The sequence below is a fragment of the Jannaschia sp. Os4 genome (assembly GCF_016820245.1).
In the GTDB taxonomy this organism is placed as follows: Bacteria; Pseudomonadota; Alphaproteobacteria; order Rhodobacterales; family Rhodobacteraceae; genus Jannaschia.
This window is the reverse complement of the sequence record NZ_JAFCAR010000004.1, coordinates 18210-35447: the sequence shown is the minus strand read 5'-3', so window position 1 is coordinate 35447 and position 17238 is coordinate 18210. Positions and strand designations below refer to the sequence as shown.

Below are 17238 nucleotides of genomic sequence, written 5' to 3'. Positions count from 1 at the left end.
GGGCCGCGCCGGATTTCATCACGGAGGCCCGAGATGGCTGACAAGCGACCGATCGACGACGTCACCGGGATCGAGACGACCGGCCATGCGTGGGACGGCATCGAGGAGCTGAACACGCCCCTGCCCCGCTGGTGGCTCTGGACGTTCTACGCGACCTGCGTGTGGGGCTTGGTCTACGTGGTGCTCTACCCGGCATGGCCCATGGTGTCCGGCGCGACGGCCGGCGTGCTCGGCTACTCGACCCGTGCCGAGGTCGCCGCCGAGATCGAGCGCGTCGACCTGTCCAACGCGGCCCTGACCGAGAGCCTCGCCACCGTGGACCTCGCGGTGCTCGATCGCAACGAGGAGCTCCACCGCTTCGCCGTGCAGGCGGGCCGGTCCGTCTTCGCCGCGAACTGCTCGCAGTGCCACGGCGCGGGCGCGGCGGGCGTGCGCCAGTCGGGCTATCCGAACCTCCTCGACGACGACTGGCTCTGGGGCGGCACGATGGAGGAGATCGCCCACACCGTCCGCCACGGCGTCCGCAACGAGGACGACCCCGACGCGCGCTACTCCGAGATGCCCCCCTTCGACTGGCTGGAGGAGCAGGATCTCGTCGCCACCGCCGAATACGTTCGCAGCCTGTCGGGCCTTGATCACGACGCGGCCGCCGCGGCCGAGGGCGCGGGCCTGTTCGCGGAGAACTGCACCTCCTGCCACGGCGAGGCGGGGCTGGGGATGCGCGAGGTCGGCGCGCCCAACCTCGCCGACGCGATCTGGCTGCGCGGGGGCTCGTCGGAGGAGATCGTGGCCCAGCTCGTCGCCCCGCGGCACGGCGTGATGCCCCCTTGGGGCGGACGCCTCGGCGAGGCGGAGGTGCGCGCCGTCTCCGCCTACGTGCACGGCCTCGGCGGCGGCGAGCGCCAGGTGGGCGAGTAAGACCCGCGCGCCGACCGCCCGCCGCCCCCGCGCGCCCGGGAGGGGATGCGCGCGGGGGGGGCCGCCCCGCGCCGGACGGGCGCGGGGCGGCGACCATTCCCGGACGCCGCCCTCGACGACCGCGTTTGATCCCCGTCAAGGCGCGCCCGGCGCCCACGCGCGATGAGCCGAACAGATGACCGACGCCCCCGCCCTCTTCGCCGCGCGCGAGCCGATCTTCCCCCGCCGCGTGGCGGGCCGCTTCCGCACGCTCAAGTGGGCGATCCTGTGGGTGACGCTCGGGATATACTACGTCACGCCGTGGCTGCGCTGGGACCGCGGGCCGAACCTGCCGGACCAAGCCGTGCTCGTGGACCTCGCCCGCCGGCGCTTCTACTTCTTCTGGATCGAGATCTGGCCGCACGAGTTCTGGCTCGTGGCGGGCCTCCTCATCATGGCCGGCCTCGGGCTGTTCCTCTTCACCTCCGCCCTCGGTCGCGTCTGGTGCGGCTACGCCTGCCCGCAGACCGTGTGGACCGACCTCTTCCTCTGGGTGGAGCGCCGGGTCGAAGGCGACCGCAACGCCCAGATCCGGCTCCACCACGCCCCGTGGAACGCGCGCAAGGCGCGCCTGCGGGCGACCAAGTGGACCCTCTGGCTGCTGATCTCCGCCGCGACCGGCGGTGCGTGGGTGTTCTACTTCGCCGACGCCCCCACGCTGCTCCGCGACCTCGCCACCGGCCGGGCCGCCCCCGTGGCCTACGCCACCATCGCGCTGCTGACCGCCACGACCTTCGTCCTCGGCGGGTTCATGCGGGAGCAGGTCTGCATCTACATGTGCCCGTGGCCGCGCATCCAAGGCGCGATGATGGACCCCGGCACCCTGACGGTGGGCTACCGCGATTGGCGCGGCGAGCCCCGCGGGCGGGGCGGCGTCCGCCGCCAAGCCGTGGCCGAGGACGTGGGAAGCGCCGCGACCGCGCGCTACGGGGCGGCCGCCTCGAAGGAGGTCGCCGCCCCCCGCACGGCCCGCGACGGCGCCGTCCTCGGCGACTGCGTCGACTGCAACGCCTGCGTCGCGGTCTGCCCGATGGGCATCGACATCCGCGAGGGCCAGCAGATGGAGTGCATCACCTGCGCGCTCTGCATCGACGCCTGCGACGACGTGATGGCCAAGCTGGATCGTCCGCGCGGTCTGATCGACTACCTCGCCCTCGACGACCGGCCGCCGGTGGAGCCGGGCGAGACCGCCGACGTGCGCCCCTACGCGGGCGGATGGTCCCCCGCCCCCGCGTGGCGCCACGTGCTGCGCCCGCGCACGCTGATCTACACCGCCGCTTGGGCGGCCATCGGGGTCGCGCTGCTCGTCGCGCTGTTCGTCCGGCCCGAGATCGCGATGACCGTCTCGCCGGTCCGCAACCCCACCTTCGTCACGCTGTCGGACGGCTCGGTGCGCAACGCCTACGACATCCGCCTGCGCAACAAGCACGGCGAGGCGCGGACCTTCCACCTCGCCCTCACGGCCCCGGACACGTTGCGCATCGCCTTGGAGGGCACCGACGCGCTCACGGTCGAGGTTCCTCCGACGGCGACCCATCTCCAGCGCGTCTACGTCACCGCGCGCCCGCAGGATCCCGCCGCGGGCCGGGAGCGGACGGGCTTCCGCTTCTGGGTCGAGGATCTCGCCGACGGCGAGCGAGCCCACCGCGACACCATCTTCAACGGACGGGAGAGCTTCGATGAGCGAACCGGCAACGCAGGCTAGACTGACGGGCCGCCACGTCGCGGCGATGTTCGTCGGCGGGTTCACCGTCATCGTCGGTGTCAACGTGGCGCTGGCGGTCAACGCGGTCCGCACCTTCCCCGGCACCGAGGTCGCGAGCAGCTACGTCGCCTCGCAGACTTTCGACGCCGACCGCGCCGCACAGGACGCGCTCGGCTGGGAGGTGGGCCTGACCCATGCGGACGGCACCCTCCGCCTCTCCGTCCTCGGCCCCGACGGCCCCGTCCGCCCCACCGTCGTCGCCGCCACGCTGGGCCGCGCGACCACCGTCGCCGACGACACGTCGCCCGCTCTCGGATGGGACGGCGCGGCCCTCGCCGCGCCCGTCGCCCTCGGGCCGGGCAACTGGAACCTGCGGGTGGAGCTGGAGGCGCCCGACGGCACGCCCTTCCGCCGCCGCATTCCTCTGAGGATCCCGTGACCGCCGCCTGCCCCGCCTGCCCCCCGGGGCTCGAGGCCGTGGCGGCGCGACCGGCCGAGGGCGAGACGGTCCACCTCTCGCTCCCCGGCATCCACTGCGCGGGCTGCATCTCGGGCGTCGAGCGGACCCTCCGCGCCGTCCCCGGCATCCGCGCCGCGCGGGTCAACCTCGGACGCCGCCGCGTGCGCGTGACGAGCGTGCCCGGCCTCGGCGCCGCGCCCGCCCTCGCCGCCCTGCGCGACGCGGGCTACGAGGCGCACGAGCTCGACGAGGCGGCCCTCGCCCCCGCCGACGCGACAGGCCGCCTGCTGCTCGCCCGCGTGGCCGTCGCCGGCTTCGCGATGATGAACGTCATGGTCCTCTCGGTCGCGGTCTGGTCGGGCGCCACGGAGGTCACGCGGGCCCTCTTCCACTGGGTGTCCGCCGCCGTCGCGCTGCCCGCCCTCGCCTTCGCCGCCCAGCCGTTCTTCACCGACGCGTGGGCCGGGCTCCGGCACGGCCGCATGACGATGGACCTCCCCATCGCCGTGGCCATCGCGCTCGCGGCGGGCTCGTCCCTCCACGAGACGCTGACCCGCGCGGGGACGCATGCGTGGTTCGATGCCGCGCTCTCGTTGACCTTCTTCCTGCTCGCCGGACGCTACCTCGACCACCGCGCGCGCGCCGCCGCCCGCTCCGCGGCCGCCGCACTCGCGGCGCTGGAGCTGCCGCGGGCGGTCCTGATCGACGGGGACGCGCGTCGCCCGGTCGCCGTGGCCGACCTGCGCCCCGGCGACCGCATCGCGCTGACGCCCGGCGCCCGCGCGCCCGTCGACGGGGTGGCCGAGGACGCCGCCACGCTCGACCGCTCCGCCCTGACCGGGGAGGCCGTGCCCGCGACCGTGCCCGCCGGGGCCGCCGTCGCTGCTGGCGAGGTCGTGCTCGCCGCGCCCCTGACGCTGCGGGTCACCGCGCGCGCCGAGGACAGCGCCCTGCGCCGCCTCGCCGCGCTGGTCGAGGTTGCCGAGACCGCGCGCCATCGCCATTCCGGCATGGCCGAGCGGGCCGCCCGCGCCTACGCGCCCCTCGTCCACGGCCTCGCCGCCGCCGCCTTCCTCGGCTGGTGGCTCGCCACGGGCTCGGCGGCGCAGGGCATCGCGGTCGCGACCGCGACGCTCATCATCTCCTGCCCCTGCGCACTCGGCCTCGCCGTGCCCGCCGTGACGGCCGCCGTGACCGGCCGCCTCTTCCGGGCCGGGCTCCTGCTGAAGTCCGCGACCGCCTTGGAGCGGCTGGCCGAGATCGACACGGTGCTGCTCGACAAGACCGGCACGCTCACCGAGGGGACCGCGACCCTGCCGGACCTGCCGCCCGCGGCGGCGGGCGTGGCGCTCTCGCTCGCCCGCGCCTCCGCCCACCCCGCGGCGCAGGCTGTGGCGGCGGCGCTGGAGGGGGCGGTGCCCGCGCCGCTCGCCGACCTGCGCGAGGTGCCGGGCGAAGGCGTGTCCGGCCTCTGGGACGGCGCCCCCGTGTTCCTCGGTCGGGGCGGCGGGGGGACGGAACTGCGCCTGCCCGGCGCGACGCATCCGCTCCCTCTAGAAGAGCGCCTGCGCCCCGGTGCCGCGGCCGCCGTCCGCGCCCTCCGGGACGCCGGCCACGACGTCCGCCTCGTGACGGGCGACGCGCCCGCCCGCGCCCACGCCCTGGCCCGGCGCCTCGGCATCGACGCCGTGCATGCCGGGGTCCGCCCCGAGGCCAAGGCGGCCTTGGTCACGGACCTCGCGCGCGCGGGGCGCCGCGTCCTCATGGTCGGGGACGGGCTGAACGACACGGGCGCGCTGGCGGCCGCCCACGCCTCCATGGCGCCCGCCACGGCGCTGGACGCCGCGCGGGTGGCCTCGGACGCCGTGATCCTCCGCCCGGACCTGACGCTGATCCCTAAGACGCTCGCGGCGGCCCGGAGCGCGATGCGGCGCGTCGCCCAGAACCTCTGGATCGCCACCGCCTACAACGCCGTCGCGATCCCCGTCGCCCTCGCCGGCCTCGCCACGCCGCTCGCGGCGGCCATCGCCATGTCGACCTCGTCCGTCACGGTCGTGCTGAACGCGGTGCGCCGATGAACGTGCTCGTCCTCCTGATCCCCGTGTCGCTGACGCTCGGCGGGCTGGGGCTGTGGGCCTGCATCTGGACCCTGCGCGCGGGGCAGTACGACGACCTCGAAGGCGACGCCGCCCGCATCCTGATCGACGACCCGGAGGACGACCCATGCGACCCAGCTACCTGACCCGCTCCCGCCTCGCGTGGGCCGGCATCGCCCTCATCGCGGCGGGCTTCGCCCTGAAGGCGGTGGCCGGGGCGCTCGGCCTCGCGGCATGGACCGTGCCGGTCGCCTACTTCGTCGCGCTCGCGGGGGCGGGCGTGCTCTTCGTCGGCTGGGTCCGCTGGCGATCCGTCTAGCGATGCGGGCCGCGGTTGAGGCACCCGCGGCGGCTGCGTCCTCCGGCCGGGCAACGCCGTGGTCCGTGCCGCCCTCGTCCCGCCCGATGAGGCCAAAGGGCGGCGCGAGGCGCGTCTCGTGCCTTCGCCGGGTTCGGCCGTCGAGCTGCCGGGCCGTGGCTGGCCCGGCGCCGGAGAAGGCGTCCTGGCCTCGCGCGGGCGACCGGTGCGTCGGGACACTGCACCGCGATCCCTCGGCACCCTATGCGACCCGAATGCCGGGACGGAGTGCGGACGGGTGGGGACCGCGGCCTAGGCGGCCGCCTCGTCCGGCCCGGCGCGGTGGGACAGGGCGAAGCGGTCCACCTCGGACAGCAGCGCCGCCGCCTCCTGCGCGAGCATGGTGCTGTCCTGCACGCCGTCCTCGAGGAGGCCGGTGGTGACGCGGGTCGCGCGGTCGAGGGTGCTCATCGTCTCGCTCAGCGCCCCGACCGACGCGCTCTGCGCCCGGGCCGTGTCCACGAAGGACGCCATCGCCGAGGCGATGCTCTCGACCTGCCCGCCCACCTCCGTCAGGGCCGCGCCGGCCTCCGCGACGGCATCCACGCCGCCCGCAACGTGCGCGCCGGCCTCGCTGACGACGTCGCCGATCTCGCCCGCGGCGGTCGCCGCGCGCCGCGCGAGCGCGCGGATCTCGTCCGCGACCGCGGCGAAGCCCCGGCCCGCCGGCCCGGCGCGCGCCGCCGCGATGCCAGCGTTGAGGGCGAGGAGATCGGTCTGGAGGGCGATCTCGCCGAGGACGTCGAGGACGGAGGAGATGCGGGTCGAGGATCCGGAGATCTGGTCCATCGCGACGGCGGTGCGCGCCACGACCTCGCGGGTGCGGCGCGCGGCGGCGCGGGCGCGCTCGACGCTCCCGTCCGTGCGCTCCGCCAGCAGCGCGACGTTCCGGAGGTCCCGCGCGAGCCGTTCCAGCGACGCGGCGCTGCCCTCGAGGTCATCCGTCTGGTGCGCGGTGCGCCGCGCCAGCTCGCGTCCCTCCTCCGCGACGTCGCCGACGGCCGAGCGGATGCCGTCCGCCTTGTGCCGGATCGTGGAGAGCGCGTCGCGCAGGTTGGAGCGCGCGTGCTCGAAGTCGTGGTGGAGATCCGCGTGGCGCGCCCCCGCGAGGGGGCGGAGCGGGCGCGACAGGTCGCCCCGCGCGAGGGCCGAGAGCGCCGCACGCAGGCGCTCGACCACCTCGGCCTGCTCGGTCTGCAGCGCTTCGCGGTCTGCCTCGGCCCGCTCCGCGGCGAGGGTCTGCACGGTGACGTCGACGAACAGGCCCAGCACCCGATAGGCGGACCCGTCCGTGCCGCGCAGGGAGGCGAAGCTGCCCACGAGGCGCAGCGGATCGCCCCCGGCGTCCGCGAGGGCGACGCGCGCGGAGGAATGCCCGGCCTCGCCGGCGCGCTGGATCGGCGCCGCGACCGCGTCGAGGAGGACCGCCGGCGCCTGCAGGCGCGCCAGCATGTCCCGCGCGAGCGCGTTCACCGGGACGATGCCGCCGTCGCGGTCGAACTCCATCATCGGCATCGCGGTGTCGATCGCCCCCACGGTGGCGGCGAGGCGGCGGGTCTCGGTGACGTCGGTGAACTCGACCACCGTGCCGCGCCGCAGCATTCCGGCGTCGAGCACAGGAGAGGCCCGGACCTGGAGGCGGCCGGTCGCGGTGGGGACGTCCGTCGCGACGGGGGCCGCGCTGCGGGCGAGGTCGGACTGATCCGCGATGGCGAGGCGGCGCCCCTCCTCCACCCCCGCGCCGATCGGGGGGTTCTGGGCGAGGAGAGCCTCGGCGGCGGGCGAGACGTAGCGCACGATCCCCTCGCCATCGGCGATGGCGATGGCGGCCGAGCCGGCGTCGAGCGCGGCGCTCCGCATCAGCGCGGTCTCCGTCGCCGCGCGCCCGTCCCGGAGATGCGACGCGAGCAGCGCGAGGGCGCGCGCGATCTCGCCGACCTCGTCGCGCTGGCCCACGGGGAGGTCGAGCCCCTCGAGATCGCCCTCGCCCATCCGGCGCGCCGCGGCGAGGAGCCGGACGGCGGAGCGCGACGCGAGGTAGCCCGCCCCGACGAGGACCGCGACGATCAGGGCGAGCAGGACGGCCGCGTCGCGGATCATCCCGCCGCGCACGGAGGCCAAGGGCGCCTCGACGAAGGAGGCGGGGGCGCGGGCGCGCACCGCGAGATCGAGCCCGGCGAAGTCGACGGGCACGACCGCGCCTAGCCCATCCGCGATTCGCGCGTCCCGACCCGTCGGGACGAGGTCCAGCCTGATCCCGTCGCCGATGTCGGAAAGGTTCAGCGCCCCCGTGCCCAAAGTCGCGACGACATGGGGCCGGGGCCCGCCGCGACCGTCGCCGAGGGGCGCGGCGGCGACGACCATCCATTCCTCCGCCCCGCCATGCGCCGCGTGGGTGCCCCCGCCGTCATGGTGGTGGTGGCCATGCGCGTCCTCGACCGCGACCCTGGCCATGCTCAGGCCGGGCGAGCCGGTGGCCACGAGCGTCCTTGCCGCGGCGAGGTGCGACGGGGTCAGCCACGCATCGGGATCGGGACCGACCCGGAGCGGGCGCCCGTCGGGATCGAGGACGTCGATAGCCGCGAGGTGGAGGGCCACCCGGAGCAGTGCCAGCCCCTCCGCCGCGGTGTCCGCCGCCGACGCGCGGAGCGCCGCGGCGACCGGCCCGCCCAGCGCGGGCCCGACCCGGTGCGCGGTCACGAGGTCGCGGACCGCCGCGCGTGTCGCCGGACGGGCGGCGTGATCGGCCAGCGCATCGCGCATCTCGGCGAGCCGATTCTCGATCAGTCCCGCTTGGAGGGTGGCGAGGTCGCGCAGCCGACCCTCCTGCTGGCGGGTCAGCCCCTCCTCCATCCCGGTGAGCGCGTCGCGCGCGACGACGGCGCCCAACGCGAGGACGCAGGCCAGCGCGAGGACGGGGATCCACACCCGCAGGGGAAGCTTCAGTCGGGGCTCTGGATGGATCGACTCGGCCATCCGCCCCTCCTCGCCCATCGTTCGTGAAGATCGCCCTAACGGGATCGCGCCTTCGTGAGTTTCCGTCCGCCCCCGCGGGACGTTAGGCGGGGGCATGGACAGACGGACCCTCCTTCGCGGATTCCTCGGCGGCTCGGTCGCGCTGGCGGCGGGCGGGCTCGCGGCGGGCTACGCCCTCACGCGGGACCGGTTCGAAGGGGACGCGGCGACGCCGCCCGAGGCCTTGGCGGCCGCGACGTCCGGGGATCTGGTCCTCGTCGACATCCGGCGGCCCGACGAGTGGGCCCGGACGGGCCTGCCGGCGCCGGCGCACGGGATCGACATGCGGCGCGACGACTTCGTGGACGCGCTGCTGGAGCTGACGGGCGGCGCGCGCGACCGGCCCGTCGCGCTGATCTGCGCGCGGGGCGTGCGGTCGGACCGGATGAGCGCGCGCTTGGCGGAGGCGGGGTTCACGCGGATCGTGGACGTGCCGGAAGGAATGCTCGGATCGCGGGCCGGTCCGGGCTGGCTCGAGCGCGGGCTTCCGGTGCGGCGGCCGTGAACCGCCTCCGCGCCGCCCTTATCCTCGCGCTGTCGATCGCGGGGGTCGCTCCCGGCGCCGCCTGCGACGCGGACGCGCCCTGTACGATCGGAGAGCGGACCTACCAGGTCGCCCTGCCGGAGGGCGAGGGCCCGCACCCGGCGGTGATGCTGCTGCACGGGTTCGGGGGGTCGGGGGCGGGCATCCTGCGGATGCGCGGGACCGTCGAGGCGTTCCGGGCCGCCGGCTGGGCCGTGGTCGCGCCGGACGGGCTGCCCCGCGAAGGCGGCAATGGGCGGCGCTGGTCCTTCCGGGACGAGGCGGGGCTCGCGGACGACGACTTCCTGCGCGCGGTGCGCGACGATCTCGGGCGGCATGGGATCGACGAGGCGCGCATCGTCCTGTCGGGCTTCTCCAACGGCGCGTTCCAAGTAGCCTACCTCGCGTGCCGCGACCCGGGCGCCTTCGCCTTCTACGCGCCCGTCGCCGGCGGGTTCTGGCGCCCCCATCCCGACGCGTGCGCGGGGCCCGTCCGCCTGCTGCAGACCCATGGGTGGGCCGATTCCACCGTGCCGCTGGAAGGGCGCCCGCTGCGGGGCGGCACGTGGGTGCAGGGCGACGTCTTCGAGGGGCTCGCGCTGTTCCGCCGCGCCAACGGCTGCACGTGGGACGCGCCCAGCAGCTACGGCACCGAAGGGCGGTATCAGCTCCGGCGCTGGGACTGCGACGAGGGCGCGGCGCTGGAGATGGCGCTGCATCCCGGCGGGCACGGCATCCCCGCGGGCTGGGCGGACCTGCTCCTCGGGTGGGTCGCGCGGACCGAGTAGGTCAGCCCGTGCCGAGGATGCGGCGAACGTAGTTTCGCGTCTCGCGGTAGGGCGGGACGCCGCCGTGCCGCTCCACCGCGCCGGGCCCGGCGTTGTAGGCCGCCAGCGCGAGGCGCCAGTTGCCGAACTTTCGGAACTGCTGCGCGAGGTAGCGGGCGCCGCCGTCGAGGTTCTGGGACGGGTCGCGGGGATTCACGCCGAGCAATCGGGCCGTCCCCGGCATCAGCTGCGCCAGCCCGATGGCACCTTTGTTGGACCGCGCGTTCGGGTTCCAGCCCGATTCCTGCCGCACGAGCCGGAGGAAGAGATCCTCGGGGACGCCGTGCCGTCGGGCCGCGGCGCGGGCCTCCGGGATCCACGGGGAGTTGCGGCCCGAGTAGCTGGGGATGACGGCGCGGGTGGACAGGCTGCGCGGCGCGCTCTCGGGCTGCAGGCGGGCGCTCGACGCGTACTGGCCCGCGAGCTTGCCGTCGAGGAGGCGGGCCTTGCGGTCGAACCCGTCGCCCCCGCCGAAGAGCTGCGCGGTGGCCGGCGTGGCGATGAGCATGGCGAGAATCGCAAGGCGCGCGCGCATGATGTCCGTCCCGATCTGTCCCTGCGGCCTCTGCTGGGCCGTCGCGCAAGGGTCTAGCGCGAAACGGCCGGCGGACCAACCTGCCGGTCGCCCAGAGCCTTGTTCCTCTTTCGTTCACCCTGTAGTAACGCCTGCCGGGCAGGACCGGGCGGCGACACCCCGCGCCATTCGCGGCCGGGGGCGTTTCACACGATCCCCCGGTCGGATAGGCCGGGGCAAACGACTCGGAGGGGCAGATGGCCGGCAGCGTGAACAAGGTGATCCTGATCGGGAACCTCGGGCGGGACCCCGAAACCCGGAACTTCTCGAACGGGGGCAAGGTCTGCAACCTGCGGATCGCGACCTCCGAGACGTGGCGGGACAAGAACTCCGGCGAGCGCAAGGAGCGGACCGAGTGGCACTCGGTCGCGATCTTCTCCGAGCCGCTGGTGCGTGTGGCGGAGCAGTACCTGCGCAAGGGGTCCAAGGTCTACATCGAGGGCCAGCTCGAGACCCGGAAGTGGCAGGACCAGTCTGGTCAGGACCGCTACTCGACGGAGGTCGTCCTCCGGCCCTACCGCTCGGAGCTGACGATGCTCGACGGGCGCAACTCCGAGGGTGGTGGCGGCGGCGGCGGCTCCTACGGCGGCGGTGGCGGCGGCTACGGCGACGACCGGGGCGGCGGCGGCATGGGCGGCGGCGGCGGGTCGAACCAGGGCGGCGGCTACGGCGGCGGCTCGGACCTCGACGACGAGATCCCGTTCTGACCCCTGCGCGCGCCCTGCCCCGGCGGCCCAGAAGGGCGCGGAAAGACGCGGACGGGCGCTCGATTCCGGGCGCCCGTTTCCCTATATGTAGCGGTGACGGCGCGACTCCCCCGCGAGGGGTAGCAGGATGCGCGGCTGTGACAGGACTAAGAGCATGAGCGACGACACGACGCCCCCCGAGGACCAGGAGATCGAGCGCATGCCCCACGAGGGGCCGCAGGTCTCGATCGTGGACGAGATGCGGACCTCGTTCATCGACTACGCGATGTCGGTCATCATCTCCCGCGCGATCCCCGACCTGCGCGACGGGCTGAAGCCGGTGCACCGCCGCATCCTCTACGCGATGCACGAGACGGGGAACACGTTCGACAAGGCCTACCGCAAGTCGGCGCGCCCCGTGGGCGACGTGATGGGCAAGTACCACCCGCACGGCGACTCCGCGATCTACGACGCGCTCGTGCGGATGGCGCAGGACTTCTCGATGTCGCTGCCGCTGCTCGACGGGCAGGGCAACTTCGGCTCGATGGACGGGGACAACCCCGCGGCCATGCGCTACACCGAGGTGCGGATGGACAAGCCCGCCGGCTCGCTGCTGGCGGACATCGACAAGGACACAGTCGACTTCGTCCCCAACTACGACGGCAAGGACCTCGAGCCCTCGGTCCTGCCCGCGCGCTTCCCCAACATGCTGGTCAACGGCGCGGGCGGGATCGCGGTGGGCATGGCGACCAACATCCCGCCCCACAACCTCGGCGAGGTGATCGACGCGACGCTCGCGCTGATCGAGCAGCCGGACCTGTCGTCGGAGGAGCTGAACGAGCACATCCTCGGCCCGGACTTCCCGACGGGTGGAATCATCCTCGGGCGGACGGGCATCCGCAAGGCCTACACCGAAGGGCGCGGCTCCGTGATCGTGCGGGCGAGGACCCGCGTCGAGGAGGCCGGGGGCCGCGCGTCCATCATCGTCGACGAGGTGCCCTACCAGGTGAACAAGGCGATGATGGTCGAGAAGATCGCCGAGCTGTCCAAGGAGAAGAAGATCGAGGGCATCGCGGGCGTGTCGGACCAGTCCGACCGCACGGGCGTGCGCGTGGTCATCGACCTCAAGCGCGACGCCACGGCGGAGGTGGTGCTGAACCAGCTGTTCCGCTTCACCACGATGCAGACGTCCTTCCCCTGCAACATGCTCGCGCTGAACGGCGGGCGGCCCGAGCAGCTGACCCTGCGCGCGATGCTGACGGCGTTCGTCGCGTTCCGCGAGGAGGTCGTCGCGCGGCGCACGGCCTTCGAGCTGGGCAAGGCGCGGGAGCGGGCGCACATCCTCTGCGGCTACGCCGTGGCCGTCTCGAACGTGGACGAGGTGGTCGCCACCATCCGCGCGTCGGCCGACGCGGCCGCCGCGCGCGAGGCGCTCATGGCGCGGCGCTGGCCCGCCGGGGAGATCGCCGACTACATCCGCCTGATCGACGACCCGACCCACACGGTGAACGAGGACGGCACCTACTCGCTGTCCGAGGTGCAGGTGCGCGCGATCCTCGACCTCCGGCTCCAGCGCTTGACCCAGCTGGGCGTGCGCGAGGTGACGGACGAGCTGGAGGAGCTCGCGGCCAAGATCACCGACTACCTCGACATCCTCGGCTCCCGCGCGCGGATCATGTCGATCATCTCCGACGAGCTGCGCGAGGTGCGCGGCCAGTTCGCCGTCGAGCGCCGCACCGAGATCACCGAGTGGTCCGGCGACATGGACGACGAGGACCTGATCGAGCGCGAGGACATGGTCGTGACGATCACGGCCTCGGGCTACGCGAAACGCACGCCACTGTCGGAGTTCCGCACCCAGCGGCGCGGCGGCAAGGGATTGTCGGGCATGGCGACCAAGGACGAGGACGCGGTGACGACGCTGTTCGTGGCGAACACGCACACGCCGCTCCTGTTCTTCACGGTCACGGGCATGGTCTACAAGCTCAAGACGTGGCGACTGCCCTCCGGCGGGCGCACTGCGCGGGGCAAGCCGCTCACGCAACTGCTGCCGATCGACCACGGGACGGGCATCGCCGCCGTGATGCCGGTGGACCGCGACGAGGAGGAGTGGGCCGACCTGCAGGTCGTCTTCGCCACCTCGGCGGGCGACGTGCGGCGCAACCGGCTGTCGGACTTCGCCAACGTCATGCGCAACGGCAAGATCGCCATGCGCCTGCCCGAGGACGGGAGCGTCCGCCTCATCAACGCGCGCATCGCCTCGGAGGAGGACGACGTCCTTCTCGTGACCGCCAAGGGCCGCGCGATCCGGTTCCGGACGACGGACGTGCGGGTGTTCAACTCGCGGGAGTCCACCGGCGTGCGCGGCATCCGCCTGGCCGAGGGCGACGAGGTCGTCTCGATGGCCGTGATCCGCCACTTCGAGGCCGATCCGGCCGAACGCGCCGCCTACCTCAAGATGCGGCGCGCGATGGCGGGCGTGGCGGACGAGGACGGGGCCGAGGACGACGAGGAGCCGGTCGAGGCGAGCGGCGACTTCACGACCGAGCGCTACGCCGAGATGTCGGCGGCCGAGGACCTGATCGTGACATTGACCAAGATGGGCGCGGGCAAGCTGTCGTCGTCCCACGACTACCCCGTGCGCGGGCGCGGCGGCATGGGCGTGACGGCCATCAAGAAGGGCCTCGCGACCGGAGAGATCGTCGCGGCCTTCCCCGTGGAGGGAGGCGACCAGATCATGCTCGCCACCTCGCGCGGCCAGTCGATCCGGGTTCCAATCGACGGCATCTCGTTCCGCTCCCGCGGCGCGGGCGGCGTCCGGGTGATCCAGCCGCGGGACGGCGAGGTCGTCGTTTCGGTGGCGCGAGTCGCGGACGACGGGTCGGAGGTGGACGAAGACGTGGCGATCGACACGGAGGGCGGTCCGGCACCTGAGGCGTGACCGCGAACACGTTGCCGCGACGCGGAACTTTTTCTTGACGTCGCGGAACTGGAACCTAGCGCGGGACTTTGCGTTAATGTGAATAGCGGGGTTGCATGGGCGGCTGCTTCCGCGCCTGCGCGCCCCGGCGCGGCTTCGCATGAACGAGACTGGATCCCCGCGATGGATAATTGGGACGACCTCAAATACGTGCTGGCGATGATCCGGCACGGGACGATGTCGGCGGCGGCCCGCTACCTCGGCTCGAACGTCGCGACCGTGTCGCGCCGGATCGAGCGTCTCAGCCAGGATCTCGACTCCGCCCTGTTCGAGAAGCGGGGCCAGCAATGGGTCGCCACGGACGCGGCGCTGAGCCTCGCGCGGCTCGCGGAAGGGTTCGACCAGTCGCTCCGCACGACCCTGTCGGACCTCCACGCCGACGACGGCGCCCAGCCGGTCGCCTTCGAGATCGCCGCCCCGCCGGCGGTCCACACGCATTTCATCGCGCCTCGGATCGCGGAGATCACCGCGCTGCATCCGCATCTGAGGCTGAACCTGACCGACAAGGTCTACGCGCAGGGTCTGGGCGAGGCCGACCTCCAGATCCGCCTCGGACGTCCCGAGGGAGGGCGGCTGCGGGCGAAGAAGTACCTCGACTTCGAACTGGCCGTCTATCACGGGCGGGACCACACGCCCGACGGACGGTGGATCGGCATCTCCAACAAGTATCCCGACGCGGACGACCTGCGCGCGATCTACCCGGACGCGCAGCCGATGCCGACCTACCGGGTCGAGGAGATGCCGTCCGTGCTCGGCCTCTGCGTCGCGAGCGGGCTGCCCGCGCTGCTGCCGGACTTCCTCGCGGAGGAGCATCCGCGCCTCGTGCGCGCGGACCTGCCGGACAACGGGCGGCCCTTCGAGCTGTGGATCGCGTATCACGAGACGCGGCATGGCGACGCGACGCTCAAGGCGGTGATGGACTGGTGCTGCGCGCAGGCCGGACGCCCCCCGCCCCGCCCCGCGCTGCAGACCGCCGCCGAATAGCCGCCTCCCCGCTGGCCCCGCGCCGCGCGTCGGTCTAGGACGCGCGGCATGACCGATCCCATCCATATAGTCGGCGGCGGCATGGCCGGCGCCGAGGCCGCGTGGCAGATCGCCCAAGGGGGCGGGCGGGCCGTGATCCATGAGATGCGACCGCATGTCGGAACCTTCGCGCACCGCACGGGCGACCTCGCCGAGATGGTGTGCTCGAATTCCTTCCGCTCGGACGACGACGAGCAGAACGCGGTGGGCCTCCTGCACTGGGAGATGCGCGCGGCGGGCGGCCTCGTCATGGAGATGGCGGACCGGCACCGTCTCCCGGCGGGCGGCGCGCTGGCCGTGGATCGCGACGGCTTTTCCGCGGCGGTGACGGAACGCCTGCACGCCCACCCCAACGTCGAGGTCGTGCCCGGCGAGGTCGATGCCCTGCCCGGGGACGGGCGGTGGATCGTGGCGACCGGCCCGCTGACCGGCTCCAAGCTGGCGGCGGCCATCGCGGCGGAGGCGGGGCAGGACTCGCTCGCCTTCTTCGACGCCATCGCGCCCATCGTCCACGCCGACAGCGTCGACATGGACGTGGCATGGCGGCAGTCGCGCTACGACAAGGGCGAGACCGAGGAGGAGCGGACCGCCTATCTCAACTGCCCTATGACCCGCGACGAGTACGAGGCGTTCATCGACGCCCTGCTCGCCGCCGAGACGACGCCGTTCAAGGAGGGCGAGACGGCGGGCTACTTCGACGGCTGCCTGCCGATCGAGGTGATGGCGGAGCGCGGTCGCGAAACCCTGCGCTTCGGGCCGATGAAGCCCGTGGGCCTAACGAACCCGCACGACCCGACGACCAAGCCGCATGCGGTGGTCCAGCTGCGCCGCGACAACGCGCTCGGCACGCTCTACAACATCGTCGGCTTCCAGACGAAGATGAAGTACGGCGCCCAGAAGGAGGTGCTGTCGATGATCCCCGGGCTGCATGGGGCCCGCTTCGCCCGGCTGGGCGGCATCCACCGCAACACCTTCATCAACTCGCCGACCCTCCTCGACGCCGAGATGCGCCTGCGGTCGAGGCCCCACATCCGCTTCGCGGGCCAGATCACGGGCGTCGAGGGCTACGTCGAGTCGGCGGCGATGGGGATGCTGGCGGGCCGCCTCGCGCTGGCCGAGGCGGAGGGGCGCGCCCTGCCCCCGGTCCCGCCGACCACGGCGACCGGCGCGCTCATGACCCACATCACCGGCGGCGCGGAGGCCAAGACGTTCCAGCCGATGAACGTCAACTTCGGGCTCTTCCCCCCGGTCGAGGTCCGGGGCGGGCGCCGCAACCGTCCCGCGCGCTACAAGGCCTACACGGACCGCGCCAAGGCGGACTGGGCCGCATGGCTCACGGCGGGCGGCGGCGCCCCGGCGCTCGCGGCGCAGTGAAGGCGCGTGGGGTGACGGAACGTCCGGGCCGTCCTACCCTGCACCCATGATCGATCTGCCGCAGAACCTCTGGTCCGCCGGGCGCACGCCCGAGGACACCCGCCGGATGTATGCCGAATGGGCCTCGCGCTACGAGGCCGACATGGCCGAGAGCGGCTATCTCGGCGCGGCCCGCACTGCCGGGGCGCTGGCGCGGCTGGTCGGCACGGACGTGGCGGTGCATGACTTCGGCTGCGGCACGGGGCTGGCGGGGCTCTCGCTGCGCGAAGCGGGCTTCGCGCGGATCGACGGCAGCGACCTCACCCCCGAGATGATCGCCATCGCCGAGGGCAAGGGCGTCTACCGCAGCCTCGCTGTGTCCGACCCGGACGCCCCGATCCGCTTCGCCGACGACGTGGGCGCGGTCTGCGCGGCGGGCGTGATCAGCGTGGGCGCCGGTCCCGCCGCTCTCCTAGGCGCGATCGTCGATGCGATGCGTCCGGGCATGGCGCTCGCCCTGACGATGAACCAGGACACCATCGTCGAGCGCGACTACCTGCAGGCCGTGGCCGACGTCCAGATCGACGGGCGCGCGCGTCTGGAGCACGCGGAGCATGTCCGCCAGTTCGAGAAGCTGGACCGCCACGCGACCATCATGGCCTTCCGCCGCCTGTGATCCGC

The 17238-nt window shown here is 73.8% G+C and carries 15 protein-coding genes; 13 read left to right on the top strand and 2 right to left on the bottom strand.

Annotated elements, in window-relative coordinates; genetic code table 11:
* The first annotated feature begins 33 nt into the window (after positions 1-33).
* From ccoP to JQC91_RS09040, 6 genes are all read left to right on the top strand, one after another.
* The gene (gene ccoP / locus JQC91_RS09065) at positions 34-918 is read left to right on the top strand and encodes a cytochrome-c oxidase, cbb3-type subunit III (protein WP_203286519.1); all 885 of its coding nucleotides are present in this window, start codon (positions 34-36) and stop codon (positions 916-918) included.
* A gap of 175 nt (positions 919-1093) precedes the next feature.
* Positions 1094-2662 carry a cytochrome c oxidase accessory protein CcoG gene (gene ccoG / locus JQC91_RS09060; RefSeq protein WP_203286518.1) on the top strand — a complete coding sequence of 523 codons (1569 nt, stop codon included), beginning with the start codon at positions 1094-1096 and terminating at the stop codon, positions 2660-2662.
* A complete protein-coding gene (locus JQC91_RS09055; RefSeq protein WP_203286517.1) occupies positions 2637-3101 on the top strand; it encodes a FixH family protein in 465 nt (154 codons plus the stop codon). The genes ccoG and JQC91_RS09055 overlap by 26 nt, the downstream gene beginning before the upstream one ends.
* Positions 3098-5200, top strand: coding sequence for a heavy metal translocating P-type ATPase (locus tag JQC91_RS09050; protein ID WP_203287614.1), 2103 nt, complete (start codon positions 3098-3100; stop codon positions 5198-5200). The genes JQC91_RS09055 and JQC91_RS09050 overlap by 4 nt, the downstream gene beginning before the upstream one ends.
* Positions 5197-5364: a cbb3-type cytochrome oxidase assembly protein CcoS gene (ccoS, locus tag JQC91_RS09045; protein WP_203286516.1), complete on the top strand. Its 168-nt coding sequence runs from the start codon at positions 5197-5199 to the stop codon at positions 5362-5364. The genes JQC91_RS09050 and ccoS overlap by 4 nt, the downstream gene beginning before the upstream one ends.
* A complete protein-coding gene (locus JQC91_RS09040) occupies positions 5346-5537 on the top strand; it encodes a hypothetical protein (protein WP_203286515.1) in 192 nt (63 codons plus the stop codon). The genes ccoS and JQC91_RS09040 overlap by 19 nt, the downstream gene beginning before the upstream one ends.
* Before the next feature lie 291 nt (positions 5538-5828).
* On the opposite strand, the gene JQC91_RS09035 is transcribed toward JQC91_RS09040, so the two are convergent.
* Entirely contained in the window at positions 5829-8552 is a 2724-nt protein-coding gene (locus tag JQC91_RS09035) for a methyl-accepting chemotaxis protein (RefSeq protein WP_203286514.1), read from the bottom strand.
* Between the two features lie 94 nt (positions 8553-8646).
* Here JQC91_RS09035 and JQC91_RS09030 point away from each other — a divergent pair, with 94 nt between their 5' ends.
* Positions 8647-9096: a rhodanese-like domain-containing protein gene (locus JQC91_RS09030; RefSeq protein WP_203286513.1), complete on the top strand. Its 450-nt coding sequence runs from the start codon at positions 8647-8649 to the stop codon at positions 9094-9096.
* Positions 9093-9902, top strand: a complete 810-nt coding sequence (locus JQC91_RS09025; protein WP_203286512.1) for a polyhydroxybutyrate depolymerase — start codon at positions 9093-9095, stop codon at positions 9900-9902. The genes JQC91_RS09030 and JQC91_RS09025 overlap by 4 nt, the downstream gene beginning before the upstream one ends.
* Position 9903: 1 nt before the next feature.
* Here the strand turns inward: JQC91_RS09025 and JQC91_RS09020 are convergent, their stop codons facing one another.
* The gene (locus JQC91_RS09020; RefSeq protein ID WP_238941459.1) at positions 9904-10449 is read right to left on the bottom strand and encodes a lytic transglycosylase domain-containing protein; all 546 of its coding nucleotides are present in this window, start codon (positions 10447-10449) and stop codon (positions 9904-9906) included.
* 263 nt (positions 10450-10712) lie between these two features.
* On the opposite strand from JQC91_RS09020, the gene ssb reads away from it, so the two are divergent.
* The 5 genes from ssb to JQC91_RS08995 all read left to right on the top strand — a co-directional run bounded on the left by ssb (position 10713) and on the right by JQC91_RS08995 (position 17233).
* Entirely contained in the window at positions 10713-11222 is a 510-nt protein-coding gene (ssb, locus tag JQC91_RS09015) for a single-stranded DNA-binding protein (RefSeq protein ID WP_203286510.1), read from the top strand.
* 154 nt (positions 11223-11376) lie between these two features.
* Positions 11377-14142 carry a DNA gyrase subunit A gene (gyrA, locus tag JQC91_RS09010; RefSeq protein ID WP_203286509.1) on the top strand — a complete coding sequence of 922 codons (2766 nt, stop codon included), beginning with the start codon at positions 11377-11379 and terminating at the stop codon, positions 14140-14142.
* 162 nt (positions 14143-14304) lie between these two features.
* Positions 14305-15165, top strand: coding sequence for a LysR family transcriptional regulator (locus tag JQC91_RS09005; RefSeq protein ID WP_203286508.1), 861 nt, complete (start codon positions 14305-14307; stop codon positions 15163-15165).
* Between the two features lie 48 nt (positions 15166-15213).
* The gene (gene trmFO / locus JQC91_RS09000; protein WP_203286507.1) at positions 15214-16578 is read left to right on the top strand and encodes a methylenetetrahydrofolate--tRNA-(uracil(54)-C(5))-methyltransferase (FADH(2)-oxidizing) TrmFO; all 1365 of its coding nucleotides are present in this window, start codon (positions 15214-15216) and stop codon (positions 16576-16578) included.
* A gap of 46 nt (positions 16579-16624) precedes the next feature.
* Entirely contained in the window at positions 16625-17233 is a 609-nt protein-coding gene (locus tag JQC91_RS08995) for a methyltransferase domain-containing protein (RefSeq protein WP_203286506.1), read from the top strand.
* Positions 17234-17238: the final 5 nt, after the last annotated feature.

What these genes read in the sequence shown, in the direction of transcription:
- ccoG (WP_203286518.1), top strand. Translation starts at nt 1,094, where the DNA reads ATGACCGACGCCCCCGCCCTCTTCGCCGCGCGCGAGCCGATCTTCCCC.
- JQC91_RS09035 (WP_203286514.1), bottom strand. Translation starts at nt 8,552, where the DNA reads ATGGCCGAGTCGATCCATCCAGAGCCCCGACTGAAGCTTCCCCTGCGG.
- JQC91_RS09020 (WP_238941459.1), bottom strand. Translation starts at nt 10,449, where the DNA reads ATGCTCATCGCCACGCCGGCCACCGCGCAGCTCTTCGGCGGGGGCGAC.
- ccoP (WP_203286519.1), top strand. Translation starts at nt 34, where the DNA reads ATGGCTGACAAGCGACCGATCGACGACGTCACCGGGATCGAGACGACC.
- gyrA (WP_203286509.1), top strand. Translation starts at nt 11,377, where the DNA reads ATGAGCGACGACACGACGCCCCCCGAGGACCAGGAGATCGAGCGCATG.
- JQC91_RS09040 (WP_203286515.1), top strand. Translation starts at nt 5,346, where the DNA reads ATGCGACCCAGCTACCTGACCCGCTCCCGCCTCGCGTGGGCCGGCATC.
- ssb (WP_203286510.1), top strand. Translation starts at nt 10,713, where the DNA reads ATGGCCGGCAGCGTGAACAAGGTGATCCTGATCGGGAACCTCGGGCGG.
- JQC91_RS09005 (WP_203286508.1), top strand. Translation starts at nt 14,305, where the DNA reads ATGGATAATTGGGACGACCTCAAATACGTGCTGGCGATGATCCGGCAC.
- trmFO (WP_203286507.1), top strand. Translation starts at nt 15,214, where the DNA reads ATGACCGATCCCATCCATATAGTCGGCGGCGGCATGGCCGGCGCCGAG.
- JQC91_RS08995 (WP_203286506.1), top strand. Translation starts at nt 16,625, where the DNA reads ATGATCGATCTGCCGCAGAACCTCTGGTCCGCCGGGCGCACGCCCGAG.
- JQC91_RS09030 (WP_203286513.1), top strand. Translation starts at nt 8,647, where the DNA reads ATGGACAGACGGACCCTCCTTCGCGGATTCCTCGGCGGCTCGGTCGCG.
- ccoS (WP_203286516.1), top strand. Translation starts at nt 5,197, where the DNA reads ATGAACGTGCTCGTCCTCCTGATCCCCGTGTCGCTGACGCTCGGCGGG.
- JQC91_RS09055 (WP_203286517.1), top strand. Translation starts at nt 2,637, where the DNA reads ATGAGCGAACCGGCAACGCAGGCTAGACTGACGGGCCGCCACGTCGCG.